This is a genomic window from Paenibacillus sp. FSL M7-0420, from assembly GCF_038002345.1.
In the GTDB taxonomy this organism is placed as follows: domain Bacteria; phylum Bacillota; class Bacilli; order Paenibacillales; family Paenibacillaceae; genus Paenibacillus_AQ.
The window spans coordinates 7,136,167-7,156,240 of sequence record NZ_JBBOCJ010000001.1 but is presented as its reverse complement, the minus strand read 5'-3'; the positions used below and the strand labels follow the sequence as shown (position 1 = coordinate 7,156,240).

Below are 20,074 nucleotides of genomic sequence, written 5' to 3'. Positions count from 1 at the left end.
CACCGTGACGGCGGGCTTATTCTTGTCTGGTAAACGAGGAGCCTGGAACATATGCAGGGTGTGATATGATGGAAGACAATCGGCCAGGCCATTATGTGACATTCTTTGAATATGCAGGAGGGATCATCATGGAATTAGAGAAGCAGGCTGATCAGCTTGAGCAGATCAGGACGAAGCTGGGGCAAGCCCTGTGTAAGGATGCGGAGTTCACGGAATTCGGTGCCTCTTCGCATCGATACAAGCTGAAAGAAAAGCTTACAGCAGGCGAGCTGGCAGACTGGGAGGCACAATATGGGATCAGGCTTCCTGAACCGTTCGCCCGGTTCCTTACAGAGATCGGGAACGGCGGGGCTGGACCGTATTACGGGATTTATCCGCTTGCACAGGCCACCTCCTATACCGAGCTTCCGGCACTCCAGGGCCGGGCAGTGCTTCGCCCCGGGATGACTGCAGAGGAATGGAATCTATTGACGGAGCCTCTGACGGGGGAACGGGACATCTCGGATGAAGAGTACGAGGAAGCGAGAAACAAGGCGCTTGGCGGAATGCTGTGTATCGGCACCCAGGGCTGCGAATATGAGATGTATCTCGTGCTGGAAGGGGAGCACCGGGGGAGGATTGTGTATACCTCGGAATTTTTCCCTGACCGCCCGTTCTTCTTCGTCTATGAAGATAACTTCCTGGACTGGTATGAGCGCTGGCTGGATGAGATTATTCTGGATTATGACAACGCATGGTTTGGCAGCCGGCTGCCGGGTGACGAGAATACGCTTATTCAGCTGTATCGGAACACTCCTGACGGGAAGCTGCAGGCCAAGGCGCTGGAGGCCATGTTCAAGTTCAAGCGAATCGCCCCGTCCACCCTGGAATTCCTAAGCAATGTGGCCGGGCAAAGTTCCCGGGATGCGGGCACAGCCATCTCGCTGCTCTGCAAAACGTCCTTTGCGGCGGGCAGACCCTATCTGCTGAAGCTGCTGCAGTCGGATGACGCTGAGGGATCGCTCCGCGCCTTAAGCATTCTGCATACTTACGGCAAGAATGAGGACCGGACCGAATTCATTCCGGTGATCCAGCAGAGGCTTGAGCGAATTAATGACGCGGAAACACTGCGGTATGCAGGTTATATCCTCAACGACTGCGATGCTGTGAACTTCCACGATTTCGCACCCTTCCTGTGCCATACCAGCCTGGTTATGCAGACGACTGCGATCTATGCCGTGAGAGACTGCGGGAATAAGCAGGAGAGCTGGCAGATCATTGAGCAGATGTTCCGTACTGGAGGTACAGAGGTACTGCGCAGCTCCATTTCACATTGGGACGTTATTCCACATGAGAAGCTGCTGCCTTACTATAAGGCGATATGGCCCGAATACAAAGGAAATCCTAATTTCAGGGAGAAATTCACCGCTTGCCTGCGGGAGCTGCACTTGCCGGATGATTATTTCGGCTGAGGAGTTGGCCCGGCCTATTCAGGATTAGATGTAGCCCTCACCGACGTCAGATAGGCCCAATCTTCCCCGGCCCGGAATGATTATCAAATGAATACCGGTTGAAGATGTCGTTAAGCTGCCTTTTATGTCCTCACTACTATTGTGAGATTCATAAGAAAAGTTAGACTATGCAAATAAAACAATGTTCTAATAGGAGTGTTCCCATGAGACTTCGAGATAAAGTCGTTCTCGTAACAGGCGTTACGGGCACGGCAGGAGATAAAATTGCAAAAAGATGCCTCAGCGAGGGTGCGGAGGTCAAAGGGCTTATCCGATATAGGGACCAGATCGTGCGATGTGAAGAGCTCGGTATTACACCCGTCATCGGAGACTTGACAGATAGAGCTTTTATTGTGGAAGCGCTTCGGAATGTGGATATTATTATTCACGCTGCGGCGTATCTGGGGGAGGACCGGGCGATTGCCGAGGCATCCAATATTCAGGGGGTTCAGAGTCTGGTTGACGGTGCTGTATCTGCGGGAGTGGAACGCTTCGTGCATATTTCTACGGTATCGGTCTATGGTCATTTTGATGGAGAGGTGGAGCTGGATGAGTCAAGCAGCCTTGCCTTCGGCCACGGGGAGGTATACATTTCAACCAAATGCGAATCGGAACGGATCGTACAGGCTGCAATGGCTAACGGTTTGACAAGTGTTATTCTGCGTCCTGGAGTGATCTGCTCTGAATCCAACTCGCACTGGGGCGACCGGCTGATCGCTAAGCTTGCTGATTCTGCGGAAGTGGACTGGATTCATCCGGAGGACTTAACGCCTTGGGTGCATGCGGACAACCTGGCTGAGATGTGTGTACTGGCAGCGACGCAGCCTGCGGCTGGGAACCAGTGCTATAACGCAATTGACGGAAATTATCCGGAAAAAGATTTTACGATGCGTATCGGGCTTGCCCTGAATAAGAAGTTCATTATACCGGGCGGGGACCCTATAAGGACGGCGTATAGTTGCGACAAAATAAAAAACGAGCTCGGCTACAGTCCGGTCAAAACGTTCGAGGAGACCGTTGTCCGGCTGGAGCAGCAAGCTAGGGGAGAGCTAAATGTATCATAAACCGAAGGCCATGCGTTCCGTTCTAGATCCAAAGTATTTGGAATATTGCCTTAGTCCTCTGTATGACATTGGGGATTGGCGAGATTGCCTGTTCTGGTTACGCGGCTTGAACGATACTTACAGAATCCGTACTGGCACAGGTACTTATATTCTTCGGATCTACCGCCAATCGATAGCTGAAAGTGATGTTGTCTATGAATTGTCTCTGCTGGCACAGCTGGAACACCAACTGAGCGCAGTAAATACAAAGGTTTCCGTTCCTATCCCTCAAAAGAACAGCAGCTTATACACGGTCATCGATGCGCCGGAGGGCCCGAGAGTTGCCGTGATTTACAGCTATCTGACAGGCACTGAGAATGTACTGCATGACGAGGAATCATGTGCTTCCTTCGGGAAATCTGCTGCTGAATTGCACGCTGCCATGGACAGGGTTTCCTTGGATCTGCCTAGACCGGATCTGGATACCCGCGCTCTGATCCTCCAGCCGCTGAACCGTATTGTGGATTATCTCGGCGAGGGACACCGCTCAGCTGCCTATCTGCGCGAGTTCGCCGGTGCATTAACGGAGCGGATCATCGCTGCCAGCCCGGGCCTGGACTGGGGCATCTGCCACGGAGATTTGCACGGGAACAATAATGCCTTCCAGGAGGGCGATACGTTTACGCATTATGATTTTGAATGGGCGGCACAAGGCTGGCGCGCCTACGACTTGGCCCAGGTCCGGCACAGAAAACGTCTGCCGCAGGAGAAGAAGGAACCGCTGTGGCAGGCGTTAATGTCGGGCTACCGCTCGGTTAGAGACTTCTCGGAACAAGATGAATCTGCAATTGATCTGTTTATGATTGCCCGCCGGTTGTGGGTGATGGGACTTGATGTCGAGTTCATCAGTGACAGCGGGGCGCTGGATTACACGGAAGACTGGCTGGAGGAGTTCATTGATGAGTTCCGCTCTTACGATATAGTCTGATGATCCATGAGCTATAGTGCCGATTACCCTCCGCTAGGCGGAATGCTGTTAAAAGCCCATTGCAGCTGGGCACCCGCCCAGGCATCTTCTCCGCGAATGCATATGATGATTATGCCTAATGAAGCGAAAGAGGAGTGATATATATGGGATTTATACCAGTGCCGGGAGGCGGCGGAGGATTTCCGGGGATACCGGGATTTCCGGGTGGACCAGGCTTGCCGGGAGGGCCGGGGACTCCGGGGATACCAGGTTTGCCGGGGATTCCAGGGATTCCCGGCGGAGGGCCTGGAGGGTTTCCGGGGGCGCCCGGGGGTGCGCCGGGAGGAGTAGCCGCACCGACGGCGCCACCGCCGCAATTCGTACCGCAAGCACCAGCGGTCACGGCTTATGCGGTTGATCCCGGAGGCATCAGAGGATGCCTGTTCCGCAACACCTATATCTGGCTGAATAATGGTGAGCAGTTCTGGTTCTACCCGGTATTCGTGGGCAGAAGTTCGGTCGCAGGCTTCAGATGGAACGGCTTCTTCTGGGGATACTACGGCGTTGATTTGAACCGGGTTAGCTCGTTCACCTGCTTCTAGGTTGACCTATCTCCCTGTTTGGCCTCACTTGTGCTGGTTAAGTATACAGCAAGACAACTAGACAGGGAGGTGTACCATGGGGAACCTATGGATGGCATTCGTCTACCCTGGCAGCTTCTTGAGTCTGCTGGGGATTGTACTACTCATTATTGGCTATCAACGGCGGCGTACGGGCAAGCGTACCCGTCTGGAAGGCGCGGTAGCCCAGCCCGGCCCGCCGGCACCTGGAGGCCCAGGCACCGCATCGTTTCAGCGGGAAGTACGGTATTCGCTGATGGGCGGCATTCTGTTGGGGCTGGGCTTGCTCCTATTTGCTGCACTGGGCGTTACCTCGCTATTAGAATAGGACAAGCATATTGAGCTGGAAACGGCTTAAGTGATAGCGGGCAGAACGATACACCTTGCTAAATTCGGGAGCAGGGTGTATTCTTAGTCTAATATGTCAGTTAGTACTGACAGTCAACTTTTGAAATGAGGAACATGATGATGGAGAGCAAATCGCTAAGTACCAGTGATAAACTCCTGACCGCTGCCATTGATCTATTCGCAGAGAAGGGCTACAAGAGTGTGACCACCCAGGAGATTGCGGCGGCGGCAGGCTTAAGCGAGAAGACGCTGTTCCGCCAGTTCGGAACCAAGCTGAACCTGCTGGAGCGGGCCTTCGACCGGTTTCATTATACCGAAGATATGGCCAGGCTGTTCAATGAAAGCATCATATGGGATCTTCCTACCGATCTGCTTCTGGTCAGCCGGACGTATCATGAGATTATGAACCGCAACCGGAAGATGAACATGATATTTATCAAGGAAGGGGATCAGCTCCCCGGTCTTAAGGAGTATAGCAGAACCGCCCCGGAGCAGTTGATGCGGAATCTGACGGATTATTTCAAGACCATGACCGAGCGGGGGAAGCTGATTCCCGGGAATCCCAGAGTGCAGGCTGTGCAATTTATGGTGATGAATTATGGCGCATTCCTGAACAATCTGGACGATGAGGGGAATTTCACTTCGGTGTCGCTGGAGGAATTCATCACGGCAAGTGTCCAGACGTTTACTAGGGCGTTAACGCCCTAGTTGTTTTTTTGAATGAAATGACAGTAAGTACTGACTAACCTTATCGAATTGATATACGGAGAGAGGAGCACCACCTATGGAGAATCATGCTGTAACCCCTACTACCAAAGGTAATGTGTTAATGCGCGCACTCGTTTTTACACTGGTGATTTCGTCAATGAATGCGAATATGTTCAATATTGTGCTGCCTACGATCAGTAAGGAATTTGAATTATCGCCATCCCAGGTGAGCTGGGTCATTACCAGTTATATGATTGTATATGCTGTCGGTGCGGTTACTTTTGGCAAATTGACGGAGAAGTACCGGCTGAAGGACCTGCTGACGTATGGATTATTACTCTTTGTCCTGGGGTCTATGGCTGGCGTTGCCGCTACCGAATATTGGATGATCATTGCGGGCCGTGTAGTTCAGGCAGGCGGGGCTTCTGTGATTCCTGCTATGGCGATGATCATCCCGATCCGTTACTTTTCTCCCGAGAAAAGAGGCCGTGCGCTGGGTACCTCTGCTATCGGGATAGCCTTGGGTACAGCGCTGGGCCCGATTATTGCCGGGATGGTCATCAGCGCCTGGAGCTGGCGGGTTCTATTCCTCATTCCGTTGCTGTCGCTGCTGACACTGCCAGTCTACCGCAAATATCTGCAGGATGAATCAAGGAAGGCTGCTTCGATCGACTGGTTTGGCGGGATATTGCTGGCTGGGGCGGTAACGGCTATCCTTTTGGCGCTAACGAACGGGAGCTTCCGGTTTGCGCTGGCAGCGGTTCTGATGCTCATTCTGTTTATTCTGCGTATCCGCTCCGCTGCGGCTCCGTTTATCCATCCTGATATTTTCCGCAACAGGCAGTATGCGATCATCCTGATCATTACCTTCTGCATTACAGGCATCAGCTTCAGCTCTCCATATCTCATCCCGCAGCTGCTGACACTTGTAAACGGCCTGTCTCCCGCCTATATTGGAATCGTCATGCTGCCCGCAGCTATCGTTACCACGGTTCTGGGCCGTAAGGGCGGTAAGCTGGCAGATGAGCACGGGAATCCGCGGCTCGTGTATACGGCGGCCTCACTTCTGGGGATAGGCTTCCTGTGCTTGTCTTCCGTAGCTGGAGGATCAGCGGTCCTGGTCTCGATCTCGCTCATCTTCTGTGTGCTGGGCCAGTCGTTCATGCAGATTGCTATGTCCAATACGGTCTCGCGGACGTTGACCCCAGAGCAGACAGGAGTGGGGATGGGGCTGTTCTCCATGCTCACCTTCATCTCAGCCGCTACATCGACGGCCGTCTTGGGTAAGGTGCTCGACTCCGGTGCCCCGGCAGCGGCGTTCAATCCTATACCTGGAAATGAGGCTTCCTTTGTGTTTAGTAATATTTTCACGGTGCTTGCTGTTCTGGTTATGGCGGTGAGCATGGTTTATTATGTGCAGTTCGGGCGCAAGGAGAGCAGATCATCCGGGACCATAAGCAGGGGCTTATAATAACAGCCCGGCCAGCCGGTGAATCCCCTGCTCAATCAAGGTCTCATCCACCTTGGCAAAACCCAGCACCCAACCCTTCCTGCGGCTCTCCAGACAGTAGTGCGCAAGAGGATATACCCGGATTCCCTGCTCCAGGGCTAACCGGGTCACGGCTTCCTCATCGTAGTCTGATTCTGCCTCAAGGAATACATGCAGTCCCGTCTCTGCTCCGCTCAGGGTGAACCGCTCGCCTAGACCGCTTGCGGTTATCGCCTTGGTGATGGCCTCATGTCTGCGGCGGTACACATTGCGGACTCTGCGCATATGGCGCATGAAGTGCCCCTTTTGAATAAAATGAGTCAAGGTGAGCTGGTCCATCACGGGGAGGTGGCGGTAGGTCAGCTCCTGTACACGCGCCAGCTGGGCAATGGCCCGCGCCGGGCCGACAATCGCCGAGATGCGGATGGCCGGGGCGATCATTTTGGAGAAGCTCATCAGATACAGGGTATTATTCGGAGCTTGGCTATAGAGCGTGGGCAGCGGGTCGCCACGGTAGCGGAATTCACTGTCATAGCCGTCTTCTATAATCCATAGCTGCTCCTGCACGGCCTGATGCAGCAACTGCTGCCTGCGCGGCTCTGACATCACGGAGCCTATGGCGCACTGGTGCGATGGAGTTACGAAGACCAGCCTGGAATTCGGGTGGATCTGGTCAACCACAAGACCATGTCCGTCTACCGGGACAGGGGCTACGTGCATCCGCCGGTAATTCATCGACATCCAGGCCGCAGGGAAGCCGGGATCTTCCACAGAGACGGTATCTCCTTCCGTGAGCAGGGATTGGGCAATCAGGTCAAGGCTGTGCTGCGCTCCTGAGGTCAACAGAATCTGATTGAGCTCAATCCGTATGCCCCGCTCAAGCAGCAGGTAACGCTGAATCTGTTCCCTGAGCGGCAGGAGACCATAGGGATTACCGTAGGACCAATCGGATACGTCCATTGCGGCAGAGGCGTGAAGCAGAGATTGCCGCCAGTGATTCTGGAAGGTCCTATCCACATAGGGCTCGTGGGGGGTGAAATCGATCTCCACCTCCTGAGGCTGCTGGCCTCCGAACCAGTCCTGCAGCTGATCTACTGCTGAGTTCAGTAGGGGGATTGAAGGTGGAACAGGTCCTTCCGGCATCGGCTCCTCCTGTGCCGCTTCAGGAACCGGATTCCAATGGTTTACCCGTGTTCCGCCCCGCCGGGAGGTTACGGTATATCCTCTGCTCAGCAGTTCCTCATAGACGAGCTGTACCGTGGAGCGGGAGACTCCCAGCTGCTCGGCGAGTTCACGGGAAGGGAGCAGCAGCTCACCCGGCGCCCAGATGCCTTGTGTAATATTATGAATGGCCTGATTCAGCAATTGCTGCCAGATCGGGGCCTTGTCGTTACGGTTGACGAACATCATGAGGAATCCCTCCTAATCGTAGCTTTGGTTCCGTATTTGCATTATGGATTGCCAAGAACCGTCCTCTTTGGATATTTTAGCACAATCCAATAGCTGATATACTACCGAATAACGTATACGCGGAGGACGCGGGAAGGAGAGGGTTCGATATGAATCCGGTTCGTTACAAGGTCAGGGAATGTAAGGATGAGGCGAGGATTGAACAGTTTTTGAAGCAGGCGAGAATTGGGTTTCTGGGATTAGTCGATGGTAATCTCCCGTATGTTGTGCCGCTTAACTATGTATGGATGGACGGCAAGCTGTATATCCACGGGGCCGGGGACGGAAGACGCAATCAGGTAATGAGTGACAATTCAGAGGTATGCTTCACGGTCTGTGAGGAATACGGAACGATCACGAACCCCGTGCCCGCCAAGACGGATACCGCCTATATGAGCGTGATGGTCTTCGGGCAGGCAGAGCCGGTGACGGATCTGGATGAGGCTACGCAGGTCCTGCAGGAGATGATGAACAAGTATGTGCCCGGTTACTATAACCGGCCGTTGTCCAAGCAGCATGTCGATAAATACCGGTCGGCTGTGTACGGCGGGCCCGTACAAGTGTACCGGATCACTCCGCAGCATCTGACAGCCAAAGAGAACCCGGTTGAAGCGGAGAGCATGTACAAGGCAGGTGCGAATGTGGGGCATGGCGTGTAGGGACTGTACTCCAAACTGAATATAGAATAAGTGCTCGGGCCGGTAACGGCCCGGGCCTGTTTGCGTTATGGCGCGGGCGGAATATATGTGAAAAACCGAACACAATGGGCGGGGCAGGGCAGGGGATGTGCTGGGCCGGATGTAATCGAAAAACCGATTACAATGCGTCGCGAGGGGGGGATGGACGGAGATGTAAGCGGAAAACCGATTACAATGCGTCGCGAGGGGGAATGGACAGAGATGTAATCGAAAAACCGATTACAATGCGTCGCGAGGGGGGCATGGACGGAAATGTAAGCGGAAAACCGATTACAATCCGTCGCGAGGGAGGAATGGACGGAAATGTAATCGAAAAACCGATTACAATGGGCCGCGAGGGGGGAATGGACGGAGATGTAATCGAAAAACCGATTACAATGCGTCGCGAGGGGGGCATGGACGGAAATGTAAGCGAGGATAGAGGGCCGGCAAAGTTGCTGCGAGTCCCAGGATATCGTATGGTTGAGTTAGTATAGCAAACAAAGGTAGTCTGGAGAATATTAGTAGTTTCGTGAATACAGGTAGGATCAAGCAGAAAGGATGAAGCAAATGTCCACAGATAACCAAGCTCTTCCCCCGGCTCCGATTACAGAACCAGGGAACTACGTCATTGACCTCACTGGCCCTGGCAGCCACACACTGGTCCGTAAGGCTGGGGTTGGCAGTTTATCGATTGGCCCCAGGGAATCGAAGCCACCGGCAGAGGTGCTGGTCGCTGCGGATGAGCGCATCAACTGGTCCGTCTTCGAGCCCTTCGCCACCCCCGCCGGCTCGCCATGGCCGCGTTATATAAGCTATACCGGCGGTGACACGGGCTTCCTGGAGTGGGCAGAGCAGCGGCCGATCGAGAATATAAGCTGGACTCCGGTGCTGCCGGAGGCTGCATCCTTGGACGGTAGCCGGGCGGATATCTATACCCTGGGTATCAAACTGGGACCTCTGGTAAATGGAGAGCTGAGCCTTGTCCTGCCGGAGAAGCTTTACAACCTGAGCCTGTCCGGCGATCTGACCCGCATCTCGGCTTCCGGCCATCTGCCGACTACTCTGGCCTTAATACCGGATACGAGCCGGCGCAAGAGCGATGCGCCGTACCGGTTGCCGGAGCTGGGGGAGCTGCAGGGTGTGACCAACCTGACGCTGAACAGCCCGCCGCTGGGCCAGCCGATCTCGCTGGACGGCCTGGAGCGGTTCCCTAACCTGGAGTCGCTCAGCCTGTGGGGAAGCTTCTGCGATCTGGAAGCACTTGCCCGCCTAACGGGGCTGACCAGCCTGGAGCTGCGCTTCATGCCGGAGCTTGACGGTCTGCCTTCGCTGGATACGTGGCCGCTGCTGGACCGGTTCATTGCCTTCAATGTGGAAGAGGCCGGCGGTAAGCGTCTAAGGCAGCAGATGAAGGCGCGGGCCAAGGTGCGCCCTTGGGATGAGTATGCGTCTGTGAGCCAGCTGAGAAAGCCGGAGTGGTGGGCGAGTGAGTACGGCCGCCCGTTCTCCGCCTGGCCGAAGCGTCTGGCCAAGCTGGCGAACGAAGCCTACGATGCTGCGCAGGCAGCCTTGGCGGAGGCCCGCAGTCTTGAAGAGGCAGAAGCAGCCATTACCGCCTTCACTCTGCGCTTCAATTCACTGATGGGCATCGAGACTACCGAGAGGGAAGACCTGGGCGAAGCGGTATGGCAGCTCAGCCAGTCAGAGCACCAGATCGGGCAGCCTATAACAGAGGAAGCGGCGCAGGGCTGGTTCGATGCGGCCCGTGATTATTAATTAAAAAGTTTATAAAAAATAAGATAAATCTTAAAATTTAGTTTCATTAGTGATAAACTAGGATCAGGATTGATCCAAACGGTGTGTGACCTGGTCCGCGCTGGCTTGCTATGGCGCCTAAGCAGGAGTGTCTGCATCCTTCCTGCAAATCGTAGGGTAGAAGGACGGTATAATATGAGCAACCAACAAACAAAAACAGACGTTATTTTAATTGGTGCTGGAATCATGAGTGCAACACTTGGTTCACTGTTAAAGGAATTAGTACCGGATTGGCAAATAACCGTGTTTGAGCGGCGTGCGGGTGCCGGGGAGGAAAGCTCAGGGGAATGGAACAATGCGGGAACGGGGCATTCTTCACTCTGCGAGCTTAACTATACTACGGAGCAGCCGGACGGATCGATCGACATCAGCAAGGCGATTAAGGTGAACGAGGAATTCCAGTTCTCCAAGCAATTCTGGTCCTATCTGGTGAGCCAGAAACGAATACACAATCCGCAGGATTTCATTGTTCCTGTGCCACATATGAGCTTTGTGGAAGGTCAGAAGGATGTAACATTTTTACAAAAACGATTTGAAGCGCTTTCAAATAGCCCGCTGTTTCAAGGCATGGAATTCTCCGATAATCCAAGGCAGCTGATGGAATGGATACCGCTGATGATGAAGAACCGGAAGCTGGACCAGCCGATAGCGGCTACCAAAATCGATTCGGGAACGGATGTGAACTTCGGCGCCCTGACCCGTATGCTGTTCAACCACTTGCAGAGCAATAACACCGATATTAGGTATAATCATCAGGTGGATGATCTGAAGCGCGCGCAGGACGGCTCCTGGGAGCTGAAGGTGAAGAATCTCGCCAGCGGCGTAACAGAGCGTCATAACGCCAAGTTCGTCTTCATCGGCGGCGGGGGAGGAAGCCTGCATCTGCTGCAGAAATCCGGCATCCCGGAAGGTAAAAAGATTGGCGGATTCCCGGTAAGCGGACTGTTCATGGTCTGCAAGAAGCCGGAGATTGTAGCCCAGCATCATGCCAAGGTGTACGGTAAGGCTGCGGTGGGTGCGCCTCCGATGTCTGTTCCACATCTGGATACCCGGGTGATCGATAAGCAGGAATCCCTGTTCTTCGGGCCGTTTGCCGGCTTCTCGCCCAAGTTCCTGAAATACGGCTCCATGTTCGATCTGATTACCTCGGTCAAGCCGGATAATCTGGTTACGATGCTTGCAGCAGGAGCGAAGAACCTGTCATTGACCAAGTATCTGATCGGGCAGGTCATGCTGTCCAAAGAACAGCGCATGGAAGCGCTGCGGGAGTTCATCCCGGATGCGAAGAGCGAGGATTGGGAGCTGGTGGTGGCGGGCCAGCGGGTGCAGATTATTAAGGATACAGCAGCCGGTAAAGGCATGCTTCAATTCGGAACGGAAGTGATCAGCAGTGCTGACGGCTCGATCGCCGCATTGCTGGGAGCCTCTCCAGGGGCGTCAACGGCCGTCTCTGTCATGCTGGAGGTAATCACCAGGTGCTTCCCGCAGCAGATCAAGGCCTGGGAGCCGAAGATCAAGCAGATGATTCCTGCCTACGGCATGTCCCTGTCCGCTAACCCGAAGCTATTGAACGACATTCATGCTTCCGCAGCGCAAACGCTGGGCCTGACGAATGGAACAGATGGGCATGAGCCGCCAGTCGCGGTCAATCATCTATAGAAAAGATTGGCGTGTGCTGACCACAAGCCTGCCAGCTTTTGTATACGTGTAAAGAGGCCATCCCTTGGGATAGCCTCTTTGTCTTGCTGTATTAAACCTGCCCAACCTATACCCCGAAAGAGATCAAGCCTTATGAGTCTTGAACAGCCGGATGGCCAGAATCAGAGCCACCGCTACAGCCGCGAGACCCGCCCAGTTCAGGTGGAGCACCGAGGTACGGCTGATCACATAGCCGCCTAAGCCCGATCCCAGCGCGAATCCGAACTGGATGAAGGAGGTGTTTACGCTCAGGGCCATATCCGGGTTCCGGGGAACCAGGGTGACCAGCAGGAGCTGCTGCGCAGGGGAGATGCTCCAGGTCCCCAGCATGAAGATCATCAGGATCAGTAGGAGGACAATCACATGAACGCCTGCCAGCGCGAACAGGAGGAGCGTGGCTGCCTGTAACAGAAGTCCCGTAATTATGGTGAACTTCGATCCTTTGGAATCAGCCAATTGCCCGCCTAACTTGGAGCCCATGAAGCTGCAGACTCCCGCCAGGAAGAGCACCCCGCTGATTTCGGTCACAGACAGTGAGGATGCGGCCTGCAGGTAAGGGGTAATATAAGTGAAGAGTGTAGCGTAACCCCCTACATATAGTAAGGTGATCGCCAGAGCAGTAACAATTCTGGAATCCTTCAGCACAGACAGCTGCATCCTGAGGGTGACGGCTTCTTTTTCTTTGATGGCAGGGACCTTGGCAGAGATGATGAACAGCGGAACAAGGCTCAGCCCCCCGACGATGATGAACAGAGCCCTCCACCCAAAGTGTTCGCTGAAAAAAGTGCCGGCCGGAACGCCCAGAACCAGCGAGCTGCTCAGTCCCATCAGAATAATGCCAATCGCATTGCCTCTGCGCTCCTTCTCCACGAGCCGTGTAGCTACAGCCATAGCGACTACGGTCGCTATGCCCCCGCTTGCCCCTTGGATAACCCGTACCCCCAGCATAGCTTCATAAGGCAGGTTCAGAAGCATCAGCCCGTTGCTGGCAATGAACACGCCGAGGGCGGTCAGCAGCAGCTTTTTACGGTCCATATTAAGGGTGATTGCAATGAGAACCGGGGCAATAATCGCTGCGGACAGCGCGAATACGGTCACCATCAGCCCCACTTCAGAGGTGGATACGCTAAGATCTGCCGCCATCATCTCAATGACGCCGGTAATAATATATTCAATCGTCCCGATCAGAAAAACGGCAAGTGCCAGGATATATATCGTCAATCGGTTATTCAAGTTCATTCGCTCCTCATGGTTTCATATCCTTGTACATGCATAACGGAATCGGCCGCCGTTCTTGTCATCACTCTACGATGCTGCTAAGGTTAAGTCAAAGAAACGTTTCTGAATGAAACGTTCATTTTTTTTGAATGAAGGAGTGACACAGATGGAATTACGCCAACTTAAAACCTTTTATACGCTGGCTTCCACACTCAATTTCGCCCGCGCCGCCGAAGCGCAGAACTACGTTCCCTCAACGGTTACGATGCAAATGAAGGCCCTGGAGGAAGAATTAGGGGTGAAGCTGGTGGACCGGCTCGGCAAAAATGTCACGTTAACCGATACCGGAAAAACGTTCCTGCGTTATGCGGATAACATCCTGTGTATGGTGGAGGAGGCGCAGCACGCGCTCAAGCAGCCCGGCGAGCTGACAGGCACCATCGTGATTAGCGCAGATGAGACATTATGCACCTACCGGCTCCCCGCTGTGTTGCAGAAGTTCCGGCAGCTTCATCCCGGAGTCCGGCTGATTTTCCTGCCGCTGGTGAGTCCAAGCCTCAGACAGAGTCTGCGGGACGGGGATGTCGATGTGATCTTTATGCTGGATGAAGTGAAGGGCGAGAGCGGATTTTGCGGAGAAAAAATAAGGGAGGAACGCTTCTGCCTTCTGGCCGCTCCCGATCATCCGCTGGCGTCGCGCCTGGCGCTGGCTATCGAGGATTTCCACGGTGAAACGTTCTTATTGACGGAGCAAGGGTGCTCCTACCGCAGCTTCTTCGAGCGCAGCCTGTCGCAGAAGGGGATGGCGGGCATTACGGAATTGGAGTTTCACAGCGCAGAAGCCATCAAACAATGTGCGAAGCTGGGCATGGGCATCGCCATCCTCCCTGAAATGGCCGTAAGCGAAGAATTGAAGCGGGGGGAGCTGATCTCCCTGCCGTGGGATTTGACCGCAGTATCTTTTGCCACCCAAATGTTCTGGCATGAGGAGAAGTGGCTCTCCCCGGCAATTGAGGCTTTTATCCATCTGGCCCGGGATCTCGAATCCTCCCCTTGACCTTAGGTCAGACCCAGGGTGTATCGTAGATATATTCCAAGCCGCAGTCCGGGGAGTGATTAGGATGAGAAATGAAATAACGATTAGTGAACTGGCCAAGCTGATGAATGTGTCGGTCCACCAGATCCGGTATTTTGAAGAGAAGGGTGTGCTGCAGCCTGCTTATACCGGTGAGAATCAGTACAGAATGTACAGTATGGAACAAGTGTATCAGCTCGCGCATATCCTGCTGCTCCGCAAGCTTGAAGTGCCTGTTCAGTCGATTAACGAATGTATGACCTATAGTCCGGAGCAGCATCGCGGGCTGCTGGAGAACTCTCTCGAAGGGATTGAACAGGAGCTGGTGCGTCTTCAGGAGCTTCGGCAGTTCATCCGTAAAATGCTGGAGGAACAGCAGAGCTACAGCACCTCGCCTGAGACCTTTCAGATCAAGAAATGTAAGGCTACAAGTCTTATGCAGGTGATGAAGCTGGATTCACACAGGAAGCTGAGTGCAGCGCTGCTTGCGGAGCAGGCGGCAGGGATACCGGATCTGTTCGAATCGGATATTTATTATGTGCTGGAGGAGTCGGGTGCGGTAACCTTGTGTCTGGAGCAGCCGGAGGCGGGCGGAGTTATTTTACCGGACGGGGAGTATCTGACTCTGCAATGTGTGGCCCGCGAGGAGGAGCTAGAACAATGGATCAGTCAATTACTGGAGCATGCTGCTGCACAATCGATTCCTCTCGCGGGACCGCTGGTGGTCATCGAACGCTCTTATCTCTCCCTGTTCGTTCCGGGCAAGCTGCATTATGAGCTGAGGGCCTGCATCGGCCCGGCTGCACCTGTGGAAGGAAGAGGTTCCGTATGAGAACGATGCCAACAGGTACAACGTCAATAAGTACAGCGCCAATTACTATCGAGCCCATGGAAGCGAAGTATAGTCGTGCGGTAGGTGGGTTGCTGGCTGAGGCTTTTCAGGGGAAATTTCAGAACCGGATCAGGCTGAAGGAGGCAGAGCTGGCAGGGTGCTTCGAGTTGCTGCTTCAGTATGCTCCTGCTGATCCCTATACACACAGGATGGTTGCTGTGCAGCAGGGTGAGGTGATTGGCAGCATCGCGATTAAGTGTACACCTGAAGCCCGCCTTTTGGGGAAAAGGCAGACGCCTCCTTTACCGGGAACCTCACTGCTATTAGGCAAACGGGGCATGATCAGAATGCTGATCGGCCTCTATGTACTAGACCATACCCCGGCAGCAGGCGAGTGTTATATTACCGACCTTGCGGTCCACCCGGAGCATCAGAACAAAGGGGTAGGAAGGCTGCTTGTAGAGTGGGCGCAGAAGCTTGTGGATACAGACCCGGGACTGAATCGTCTCAGCCTGCATGTATCAGCCGGTAACCCGCATGCCCGTCAGCTATACGGGAAGTGGTCCTTCCACACGGAAGCCTGGGAGACACGTTATACCCTGTACTTATTGTTCAATGAGTTGAGCTGGGAATACATGGTTCAGCAGAGGGGGGGATAAAGAAATGAGGACAACGAAGACACTATGGATATCTCTGCTAATTGTAGTACTGCTCCTTGGAGGTGCGGGGTTGTATATTGTGCAGCAGAACCGCTTTGAGATGACGGAGCAGGCCATCGAGATTGCGTCGCCTGAAGGCAAGTTGACGGGTACGCTGGTACTGCCTAAGGAGGCTTCGCAATCTTCCGGCAAGCTGGGACTTGTGCTTTTCATCCATGGGGACGGGCCGATTAATGCCTCGCATGATGACGGGTATAAGCCGCTATGGGAGCGGTTAGCCAGTCTGGGGTATGCCTCCTTGTCGCTGGATAAAAGAGGTATCGGTGGTTCCGCAGGCAATTGGCTGGATCAGAGTATAGATGACCGGGTGGAGGAAGCCCGCGAGGCTATCGCATGGGCCCGGAAGCAGCCGAATATCGATCCGGACCGGATCGGGGTGTGGGGTGCCAGTCAGGCAGGCTGGGTGATTCCCAAGCTGGCGGGCAAGGAGCCGCTCGCCTTCAGCATTCTGGTCTCACCGGCCATCAACTGGCTGCGCCAAGGAGCCCATCATACCCGGCAGCAGATGCTGCAGGAAGGGAAATCGGAGGCGGAAATCGCAGCCGAAGAGGCGGCTAACAACGAGGTTAGGCAGCTTCTGGCGCGGAAGGCGGGCTATGAAGACTATCTTGCTGCGGTGAAGGAAGATGACCTGATGACGCGGGAGCGGTGGACTTTTGTCAGCAAGAATTATCTGTCGGATGCCGGGCAGGATCTTAAGCAATTCCATTCCCCGGTGCTGTTGCTGCTGGGCCAGCAGGATATTCATGTAGACTGGCAGGAGACAGAGCAGGTGTACCGCAAGCTCGTCCAGCCGGAGCTGCTGAGCGTGGCGGTCTTCCCGGAGGCTGAGCATTCGATGCTGAGCAAGAAGACAGCGGATTCCAGCTTCAAGGCGCTCATGATCAGTCTCTTTGCCCCCCGCCATATCACAGTTCCGGGCTATATGGACCGGATTGGGGAATTCCTTAAGGAGCTGGACTAACAGCCTGCTCCCTTAGCACCGTAATTACTACGTATACCGGCTCATCATTTCAAGCAGATATTTACGGAATTCTTCACGGTAGTCCTTCGGCTCCATAATCTCCAGACGGGTGCCGAAGCCGGCCAGGAATTGATATCCGATCGGGTGCTGCGGAATATAGAACGTAGCCAGCAGTTGTTCAGCGCTATAGGCTTCGATGCTCTTGCGGCCGTACCGTTCAATGAAATGATCCTTAATCCCCGGCGAGATCAGCGCCTTCACTTCGGTTAACTGCGGCGGAACTTCAGCCTCCCGTGCCTGATTCAGCATGTCCGCTCTGGGGCTGAACGTCTGTTCCTTACGCTCAAGCTGCTCCATCCGGGAGAGCTTGAACATCCGCATCCCCATCCGCTCCAGGCAGAAGCCCTTCAGATACCAGCTCGATTCACTGAAATGAAGCTGATAGGGCTCCACTGTCCGTGTCGTCGGAGTGCCGGATCTGTCGGTGTAGCCGAAGGACAGCAGCCAGCTCCCGGCGATGGCCTCCTGGCAGGTCTTCAAGGCTCCGGCAAGCTCTGCGCGGCCCTCCCAATCATAGAAGGTAAGCTGAACCGACCCCTTAGGAGCGATTGGACTCACCATCGCTTCTATTTTTCGTAGCGTCATGGCAACGTCTTCGCTGATCAGAATTTGCTCCAGCCCGCCGAGCGCAGCCAGTATATTCTCCAGATCGGAACTGCTCAACAGGCGCTTATCCACCTTGTATTCTTCCATAATGCCATAGCCGCCCTGCACGCCGGGTGTGGCGTATATAGGTATGTGCGCCAGGCTGAGCGCTTCCATATCGCGGAGAATCGTCCGTTTGGACACGCCGAATAATTGTGCGAACTCTGAGCTGGGCACAATATCTTTTTTGAGCAGAATCATAATGATGGTAATCAGCCGCTCCATCTTGTCCATCCGCTTCCCTCTTTCTTGAGTTGAGTATGAAACGGTGACATACAGCCGTCACCTATCGTGTATTATACTACATTTATCTTACGAAGGAGGTTATGCTCAATGTCAGCGATTGCTTATCTTAATTTCGATGGTGTTGCCGAACAGGTGATTGAATTCTACACAGAGGCTCTACAGGCCACCCAGGTGAAAAAGGTCAAATTCGGAGATATGCCGCAGGACCCGAATTATCCCCTGTCGGACAAGGAATCAGCGATGATTATGGAATCCTCTATAGAATTCGCAGGCGGCAAAATTATGATGTCCGACCTTCTGCCCTCGATGCAAGCGGTAATGGGAGAGCTGGTGAAGGGGAATGCCATGCTGATCAGCCTGGTGATGGAGGACAAGCAGAAGCTGGAAGAGTACTTTAAGGGCCTGTCTGCGGGCGGACATGTCATCATGCCTTTATCCGCTACACCATGGTCTTCGTGCTTCGGCTTGCTGGTGGACCAGTATGGTGTAGGGTGGAAATTCAACAGTGATGCCGAGCAGTTTCTGGATGCGATCATTGAGGGGAATTCAAGTAAATTGCAATAATGGGACGTAAATCACAGTTTGTAAAATTTTCTCCGCTAAAGCCCTAAATCGTTGAAGGAATTGGCCTGAATCTATGGAAAGATAGAGTACCTGAGACCGGTCTTCGTCATATATTCAGGAATTCACTCATGAAAAGAGGAATTTGAGCTGATGTCAACGATTCGTCTGGGCAATACCCGGCTAACAGGAGCGGATGGCGTTCGTGCGATCGCCTGCCTGTCAGTCATCCTGCATCACTTGTCGCAAAAGCTGATCATGCCCGCACAAAAGCCCTGGCTGCAGGAGCTGCAATCCGTGCTGCTCCTGGGGAACAGCGGGGTCAGCTTGTTTTTTCTGCTAAGCGGCTTCCTGCTGTCATTCCCCTTCTGGAGTGCGTATCTGGATAACGGACCATATCCGAGTCTGCGGACCTACACTCTTCGCCGTGCCGCAAGAATTATGCCCGGCTTCTATGTATCCCTGCTGGTCTGCCTGCTCCTGACCTGGAGGCTGGATATTCCGATGGAGTACTTAGGGCGGCGTATTGTCACAGCCTTCACCTTCACATCGGGCTTCCACTATACCACGTTCTTCCCCTCCGACTTGAACGGTCCGCTCTGGTCGATCAGCTTCGAGGTATTCTGCTACATGCTCATGCCTCTCTTCATGGCAGTGTTATTCATGCTAGGCAAGCGGCATTCCTTCAGTAAGGCGATCCTGTTCTGGGTCGCCGTATTTGGGTTGGTGCTGGCCGCCAATGCCCTCATTCACCAGTGGTTTACTCCAGGCGAGCAGGGCCGGGGCTGGGACTACGGCCAGGTCGGAGGCGCGAAATTCTGGATGCCGAGATACAATCCGGTCGGCTTCTTCGGCCACTTCACCATCGGCATTCTGGCGGCGGGCATCACGAATGCCTTGCTGCAGCGCCGCTCCGGAGTGGAAAGGCTCAGCAGGCTGGGCGTGTTCGATGCGGCTGCGGCGCTCGCACTTGGCCTGGCCGGCCTCCTGATCTGGCGGATGCGCCACGCGGGCGAATTTAATTTCAGTCTCCAGCAGCAGCCGTATCTGTTCCCGGTCTACGCCATACTATTTGGCATTGTGCTATTCACAGCACCGTTCAGCCGGGTGGCCGGGCGTGTGCTAGATAACCGCTTCTTCCGGTTTACGGCGAAGGTCTCGTTCGGCCTGTACATATGGCACTACCTGTTCATTACTCTGATCGAGAAGTACGGGCTTCAGGATTACCACTTTGCCGGAGTCAGGGATGTGTGGCGCTGGCTGGGAATCAGTATGTCTGTTGTGGTCATCTCGTATGCAGCGGCCACTATTTCGTATTACGCCATAGAACAGCCGTTCATTAACTGGTCCAAAGGCAAGCCGCTCTTCCGGCGCAAGCCGAAGGAGAAGCCTGCGGAGGCGGCAGCCTAACCTTCACCGAACCGTTGACTTTGTGAAATCTCCATGA

Annotated in this window: 19 protein-coding genes; 16 read left to right on the top strand and 3 right to left on the bottom strand. The window is 54.1% G+C overall.

Annotated elements, in window-relative coordinates; all coding sequences use genetic code 11:
* The first annotated feature begins 128 nt into the window (after positions 1-128).
* The 7 genes from MKX51_RS30730 (at position 129) to MKX51_RS30700 (ending at position 6,647) form a co-directional block, all read left to right on the top strand.
* The gene (locus MKX51_RS30730; RefSeq protein ID WP_340995032.1) at positions 129-1,451 is read left to right on the top strand and encodes an SMI1/KNR4 family protein; all 1,323 of its coding nucleotides are present in this window, start codon (positions 129-131) and stop codon (positions 1,449-1,451) included.
* A gap of 203 nt (positions 1,452-1,654) precedes the next feature.
* Complete coding sequence (locus tag MKX51_RS30725; RefSeq protein ID WP_340995031.1) at positions 1,655-2,554, top strand: NAD-dependent epimerase/dehydratase family protein; 900 nt, start codon at positions 1,655-1,657, stop codon at positions 2,552-2,554.
* Positions 2,544-3,521: a phosphotransferase gene (locus MKX51_RS30720; protein WP_340995030.1), complete on the top strand. Its 978-nt coding sequence runs from the start codon at positions 2,544-2,546 to the stop codon at positions 3,519-3,521. Before MKX51_RS30725 ends, MKX51_RS30720 begins: the two co-directional genes overlap by 11 nt.
* A 143-nt stretch (positions 3,522-3,664) precedes the next feature.
* The gene (locus tag MKX51_RS30715) at positions 3,665-4,102 is read left to right on the top strand and encodes a collagen-like protein (protein ID WP_340995028.1); all 438 of its coding nucleotides are present in this window, start codon (positions 3,665-3,667) and stop codon (positions 4,100-4,102) included.
* A 76-nt stretch (positions 4,103-4,178) separates the two neighbouring features.
* Entirely contained in the window at positions 4,179-4,448 is a 270-nt protein-coding gene (locus tag MKX51_RS30710) for a hypothetical protein (protein ID WP_340946047.1), read from the top strand.
* A 137-nt stretch (positions 4,449-4,585) separates the two neighbouring features.
* Complete coding sequence (locus MKX51_RS30705) at positions 4,586-5,176, top strand: TetR/AcrR family transcriptional regulator (RefSeq protein WP_340995026.1); 591 nt, start codon at positions 4,586-4,588, stop codon at positions 5,174-5,176.
* Positions 5,177-5,252: 76 nt separating this feature from the next.
* The gene (locus tag MKX51_RS30700; protein ID WP_340995025.1) at positions 5,253-6,647 is read left to right on the top strand and encodes an MFS transporter; all 1,395 of its coding nucleotides are present in this window, start codon (positions 5,253-5,255) and stop codon (positions 6,645-6,647) included.
* Here MKX51_RS30700 and pdxR read toward each other — a convergent pair.
* Positions 6,642-8,075, bottom strand: a complete 1,434-nt coding sequence (gene pdxR / locus MKX51_RS30695) for a MocR-like pyridoxine biosynthesis transcription factor PdxR (RefSeq protein ID WP_340995024.1) — start codon at positions 8,073-8,075, stop codon at positions 6,642-6,644. The genes MKX51_RS30700 and pdxR overlap by 6 nt on opposite strands.
* A 149-nt stretch (positions 8,076-8,224) precedes the next feature.
* On the opposite strand from pdxR, the gene MKX51_RS30690 reads away from it, so the two are divergent.
* The 3 genes from MKX51_RS30690 to MKX51_RS30680 all read left to right on the top strand — a co-directional run bounded on the left by MKX51_RS30690 (position 8,225) and on the right by MKX51_RS30680 (position 12,268).
* Positions 8,225-8,773, top strand: coding sequence for a pyridoxamine 5'-phosphate oxidase family protein (locus tag MKX51_RS30690; protein WP_340995022.1), 549 nt, complete (start codon positions 8,225-8,227; stop codon positions 8,771-8,773).
* A 588-nt stretch (positions 8,774-9,361) separates the two neighbouring features.
* Positions 9,362-10,570 carry a hypothetical protein gene (locus MKX51_RS30685; protein WP_340995020.1) on the top strand — a complete coding sequence of 403 codons (1,209 nt, stop codon included), beginning with the start codon at positions 9,362-9,364 and terminating at the stop codon, positions 10,568-10,570.
* Between the two features lie 174 nt (positions 10,571-10,744).
* Positions 10,745-12,268 carry a malate:quinone oxidoreductase gene (locus MKX51_RS30680; protein ID WP_340995019.1) on the top strand — a complete coding sequence of 508 codons (1,524 nt, stop codon included), beginning with the start codon at positions 10,745-10,747 and terminating at the stop codon, positions 12,266-12,268.
* A gap of 123 nt (positions 12,269-12,391) precedes the next feature.
* Here MKX51_RS30680 and MKX51_RS30675 read toward each other — a convergent pair whose 3' ends face one another.
* On the bottom strand, positions 12,392-13,540 hold the full coding sequence (locus MKX51_RS30675) for an MFS transporter (protein ID WP_340995018.1): 1,149 nt from the start codon (positions 13,538-13,540) through the stop codon (positions 12,392-12,394).
* Positions 13,541-13,691: 151 nt separating this feature from the next.
* On the opposite strand from MKX51_RS30675, the gene MKX51_RS30670 reads away from it, so the two are divergent.
* The 4 genes from MKX51_RS30670 to MKX51_RS30655 all read left to right on the top strand — a co-directional run bounded on the left by MKX51_RS30670 (position 13,692) and on the right by MKX51_RS30655 (position 17,115).
* A complete protein-coding gene (locus MKX51_RS30670; RefSeq protein WP_340995017.1) occupies positions 13,692-14,582 on the top strand; it encodes a LysR family transcriptional regulator in 891 nt (296 codons plus the stop codon).
* Between the two features lie 64 nt (positions 14,583-14,646).
* Positions 14,647-15,432: a MerR family transcriptional regulator gene (locus MKX51_RS30665; RefSeq protein WP_340995016.1), complete on the top strand. Its 786-nt coding sequence runs from the start codon at positions 14,647-14,649 to the stop codon at positions 15,430-15,432.
* On the top strand, positions 15,429-16,091 hold the full coding sequence (locus MKX51_RS30660) for a GNAT family N-acetyltransferase (RefSeq protein ID WP_340995015.1): 663 nt from the start codon (positions 15,429-15,431) through the stop codon (positions 16,089-16,091). The genes MKX51_RS30665 and MKX51_RS30660 overlap by 4 nt, the downstream gene beginning before the upstream one ends.
* Positions 16,092-16,095: 4 nt before the next feature.
* A complete protein-coding gene (locus MKX51_RS30655; RefSeq protein ID WP_340995013.1) occupies positions 16,096-17,115 on the top strand; it encodes an alpha/beta hydrolase family protein in 1,020 nt (339 codons plus the stop codon).
* A 27-nt stretch (positions 17,116-17,142) separates the two neighbouring features.
* On the opposite strand, the gene MKX51_RS30650 is transcribed toward MKX51_RS30655, so the two are convergent.
* Complete coding sequence (locus MKX51_RS30650; RefSeq protein ID WP_340995012.1) at positions 17,143-18,054, bottom strand: helix-turn-helix transcriptional regulator; 912 nt, start codon at positions 18,052-18,054, stop codon at positions 17,143-17,145.
* A 99-nt stretch (positions 18,055-18,153) separates the two neighbouring features.
* Here MKX51_RS30650 and MKX51_RS30645 point away from each other — a divergent pair, with 99 nt between their 5' ends.
* Together MKX51_RS30645 and MKX51_RS30640 are read left to right on the top strand one after the other, a co-directional pair.
* On the top strand, positions 18,154-18,630 hold the full coding sequence (locus MKX51_RS30645) for a VOC family protein (RefSeq protein WP_340995011.1): 477 nt from the start codon (positions 18,154-18,156) through the stop codon (positions 18,628-18,630).
* Positions 18,631-18,780: 150 nt separating this feature from the next.
* Positions 18,781-20,037, top strand: a complete 1,257-nt coding sequence (locus MKX51_RS30640) for an acyltransferase family protein (RefSeq protein ID WP_340995010.1) — start codon at positions 18,781-18,783, stop codon at positions 20,035-20,037.
* Positions 20,038-20,074 lie beyond the last annotated feature (37 nt).

Coding starts and splice junctions, on each gene's coding strand:
- MKX51_RS30730 (WP_340995032.1), top strand. CDS start 129: ATGGAATTAGAGAAGCAGGCTGATCAGCTTGAGCAGATCAGGACGAAG.
- MKX51_RS30725 (WP_340995031.1), top strand. CDS start 1,655: ATGAGACTTCGAGATAAAGTCGTTCTCGTAACAGGCGTTACGGGCACG.
- MKX51_RS30720 (WP_340995030.1), top strand. CDS start 2,544: ATGTATCATAAACCGAAGGCCATGCGTTCCGTTCTAGATCCAAAGTAT.
- MKX51_RS30715 (WP_340995028.1), top strand. CDS start 3,665: ATGGGATTTATACCAGTGCCGGGAGGCGGCGGAGGATTTCCGGGGATA.
- MKX51_RS30710 (WP_340946047.1), top strand. CDS start 4,179: ATGGGGAACCTATGGATGGCATTCGTCTACCCTGGCAGCTTCTTGAGT.
- MKX51_RS30705 (WP_340995026.1), top strand. CDS start 4,586: ATGATGGAGAGCAAATCGCTAAGTACCAGTGATAAACTCCTGACCGCT.
- MKX51_RS30700 (WP_340995025.1), top strand. CDS start 5,253: ATGGAGAATCATGCTGTAACCCCTACTACCAAAGGTAATGTGTTAATG.
- pdxR (WP_340995024.1), bottom strand. CDS start 8,075: ATGATGTTCGTCAACCGTAACGACAAGGCCCCGATCTGGCAGCAATTG.
- MKX51_RS30690 (WP_340995022.1), top strand. CDS start 8,225: ATGAATCCGGTTCGTTACAAGGTCAGGGAATGTAAGGATGAGGCGAGG.
- MKX51_RS30685 (WP_340995020.1), top strand. CDS start 9,362: ATGTCCACAGATAACCAAGCTCTTCCCCCGGCTCCGATTACAGAACCA.
- MKX51_RS30680 (WP_340995019.1), top strand. CDS start 10,745: ATGAGCAACCAACAAACAAAAACAGACGTTATTTTAATTGGTGCTGGA.
- MKX51_RS30670 (WP_340995017.1), top strand. CDS start 13,692: ATGGAATTACGCCAACTTAAAACCTTTTATACGCTGGCTTCCACACTC.
- MKX51_RS30665 (WP_340995016.1), top strand. CDS start 14,647: ATGAGAAATGAAATAACGATTAGTGAACTGGCCAAGCTGATGAATGTG.
- MKX51_RS30660 (WP_340995015.1), top strand. CDS start 15,429: ATGAGAACGATGCCAACAGGTACAACGTCAATAAGTACAGCGCCAATT.
- MKX51_RS30655 (WP_340995013.1), top strand. CDS start 16,096: ATGAGGACAACGAAGACACTATGGATATCTCTGCTAATTGTAGTACTG.
- MKX51_RS30650 (WP_340995012.1), bottom strand. CDS start 18,054: ATGGACAAGATGGAGCGGCTGATTACCATCATTATGATTCTGCTCAAA.
- MKX51_RS30645 (WP_340995011.1), top strand. CDS start 18,154: ATGTCAGCGATTGCTTATCTTAATTTCGATGGTGTTGCCGAACAGGTG.
- MKX51_RS30640 (WP_340995010.1), top strand. CDS start 18,781: ATGTCAACGATTCGTCTGGGCAATACCCGGCTAACAGGAGCGGATGGC.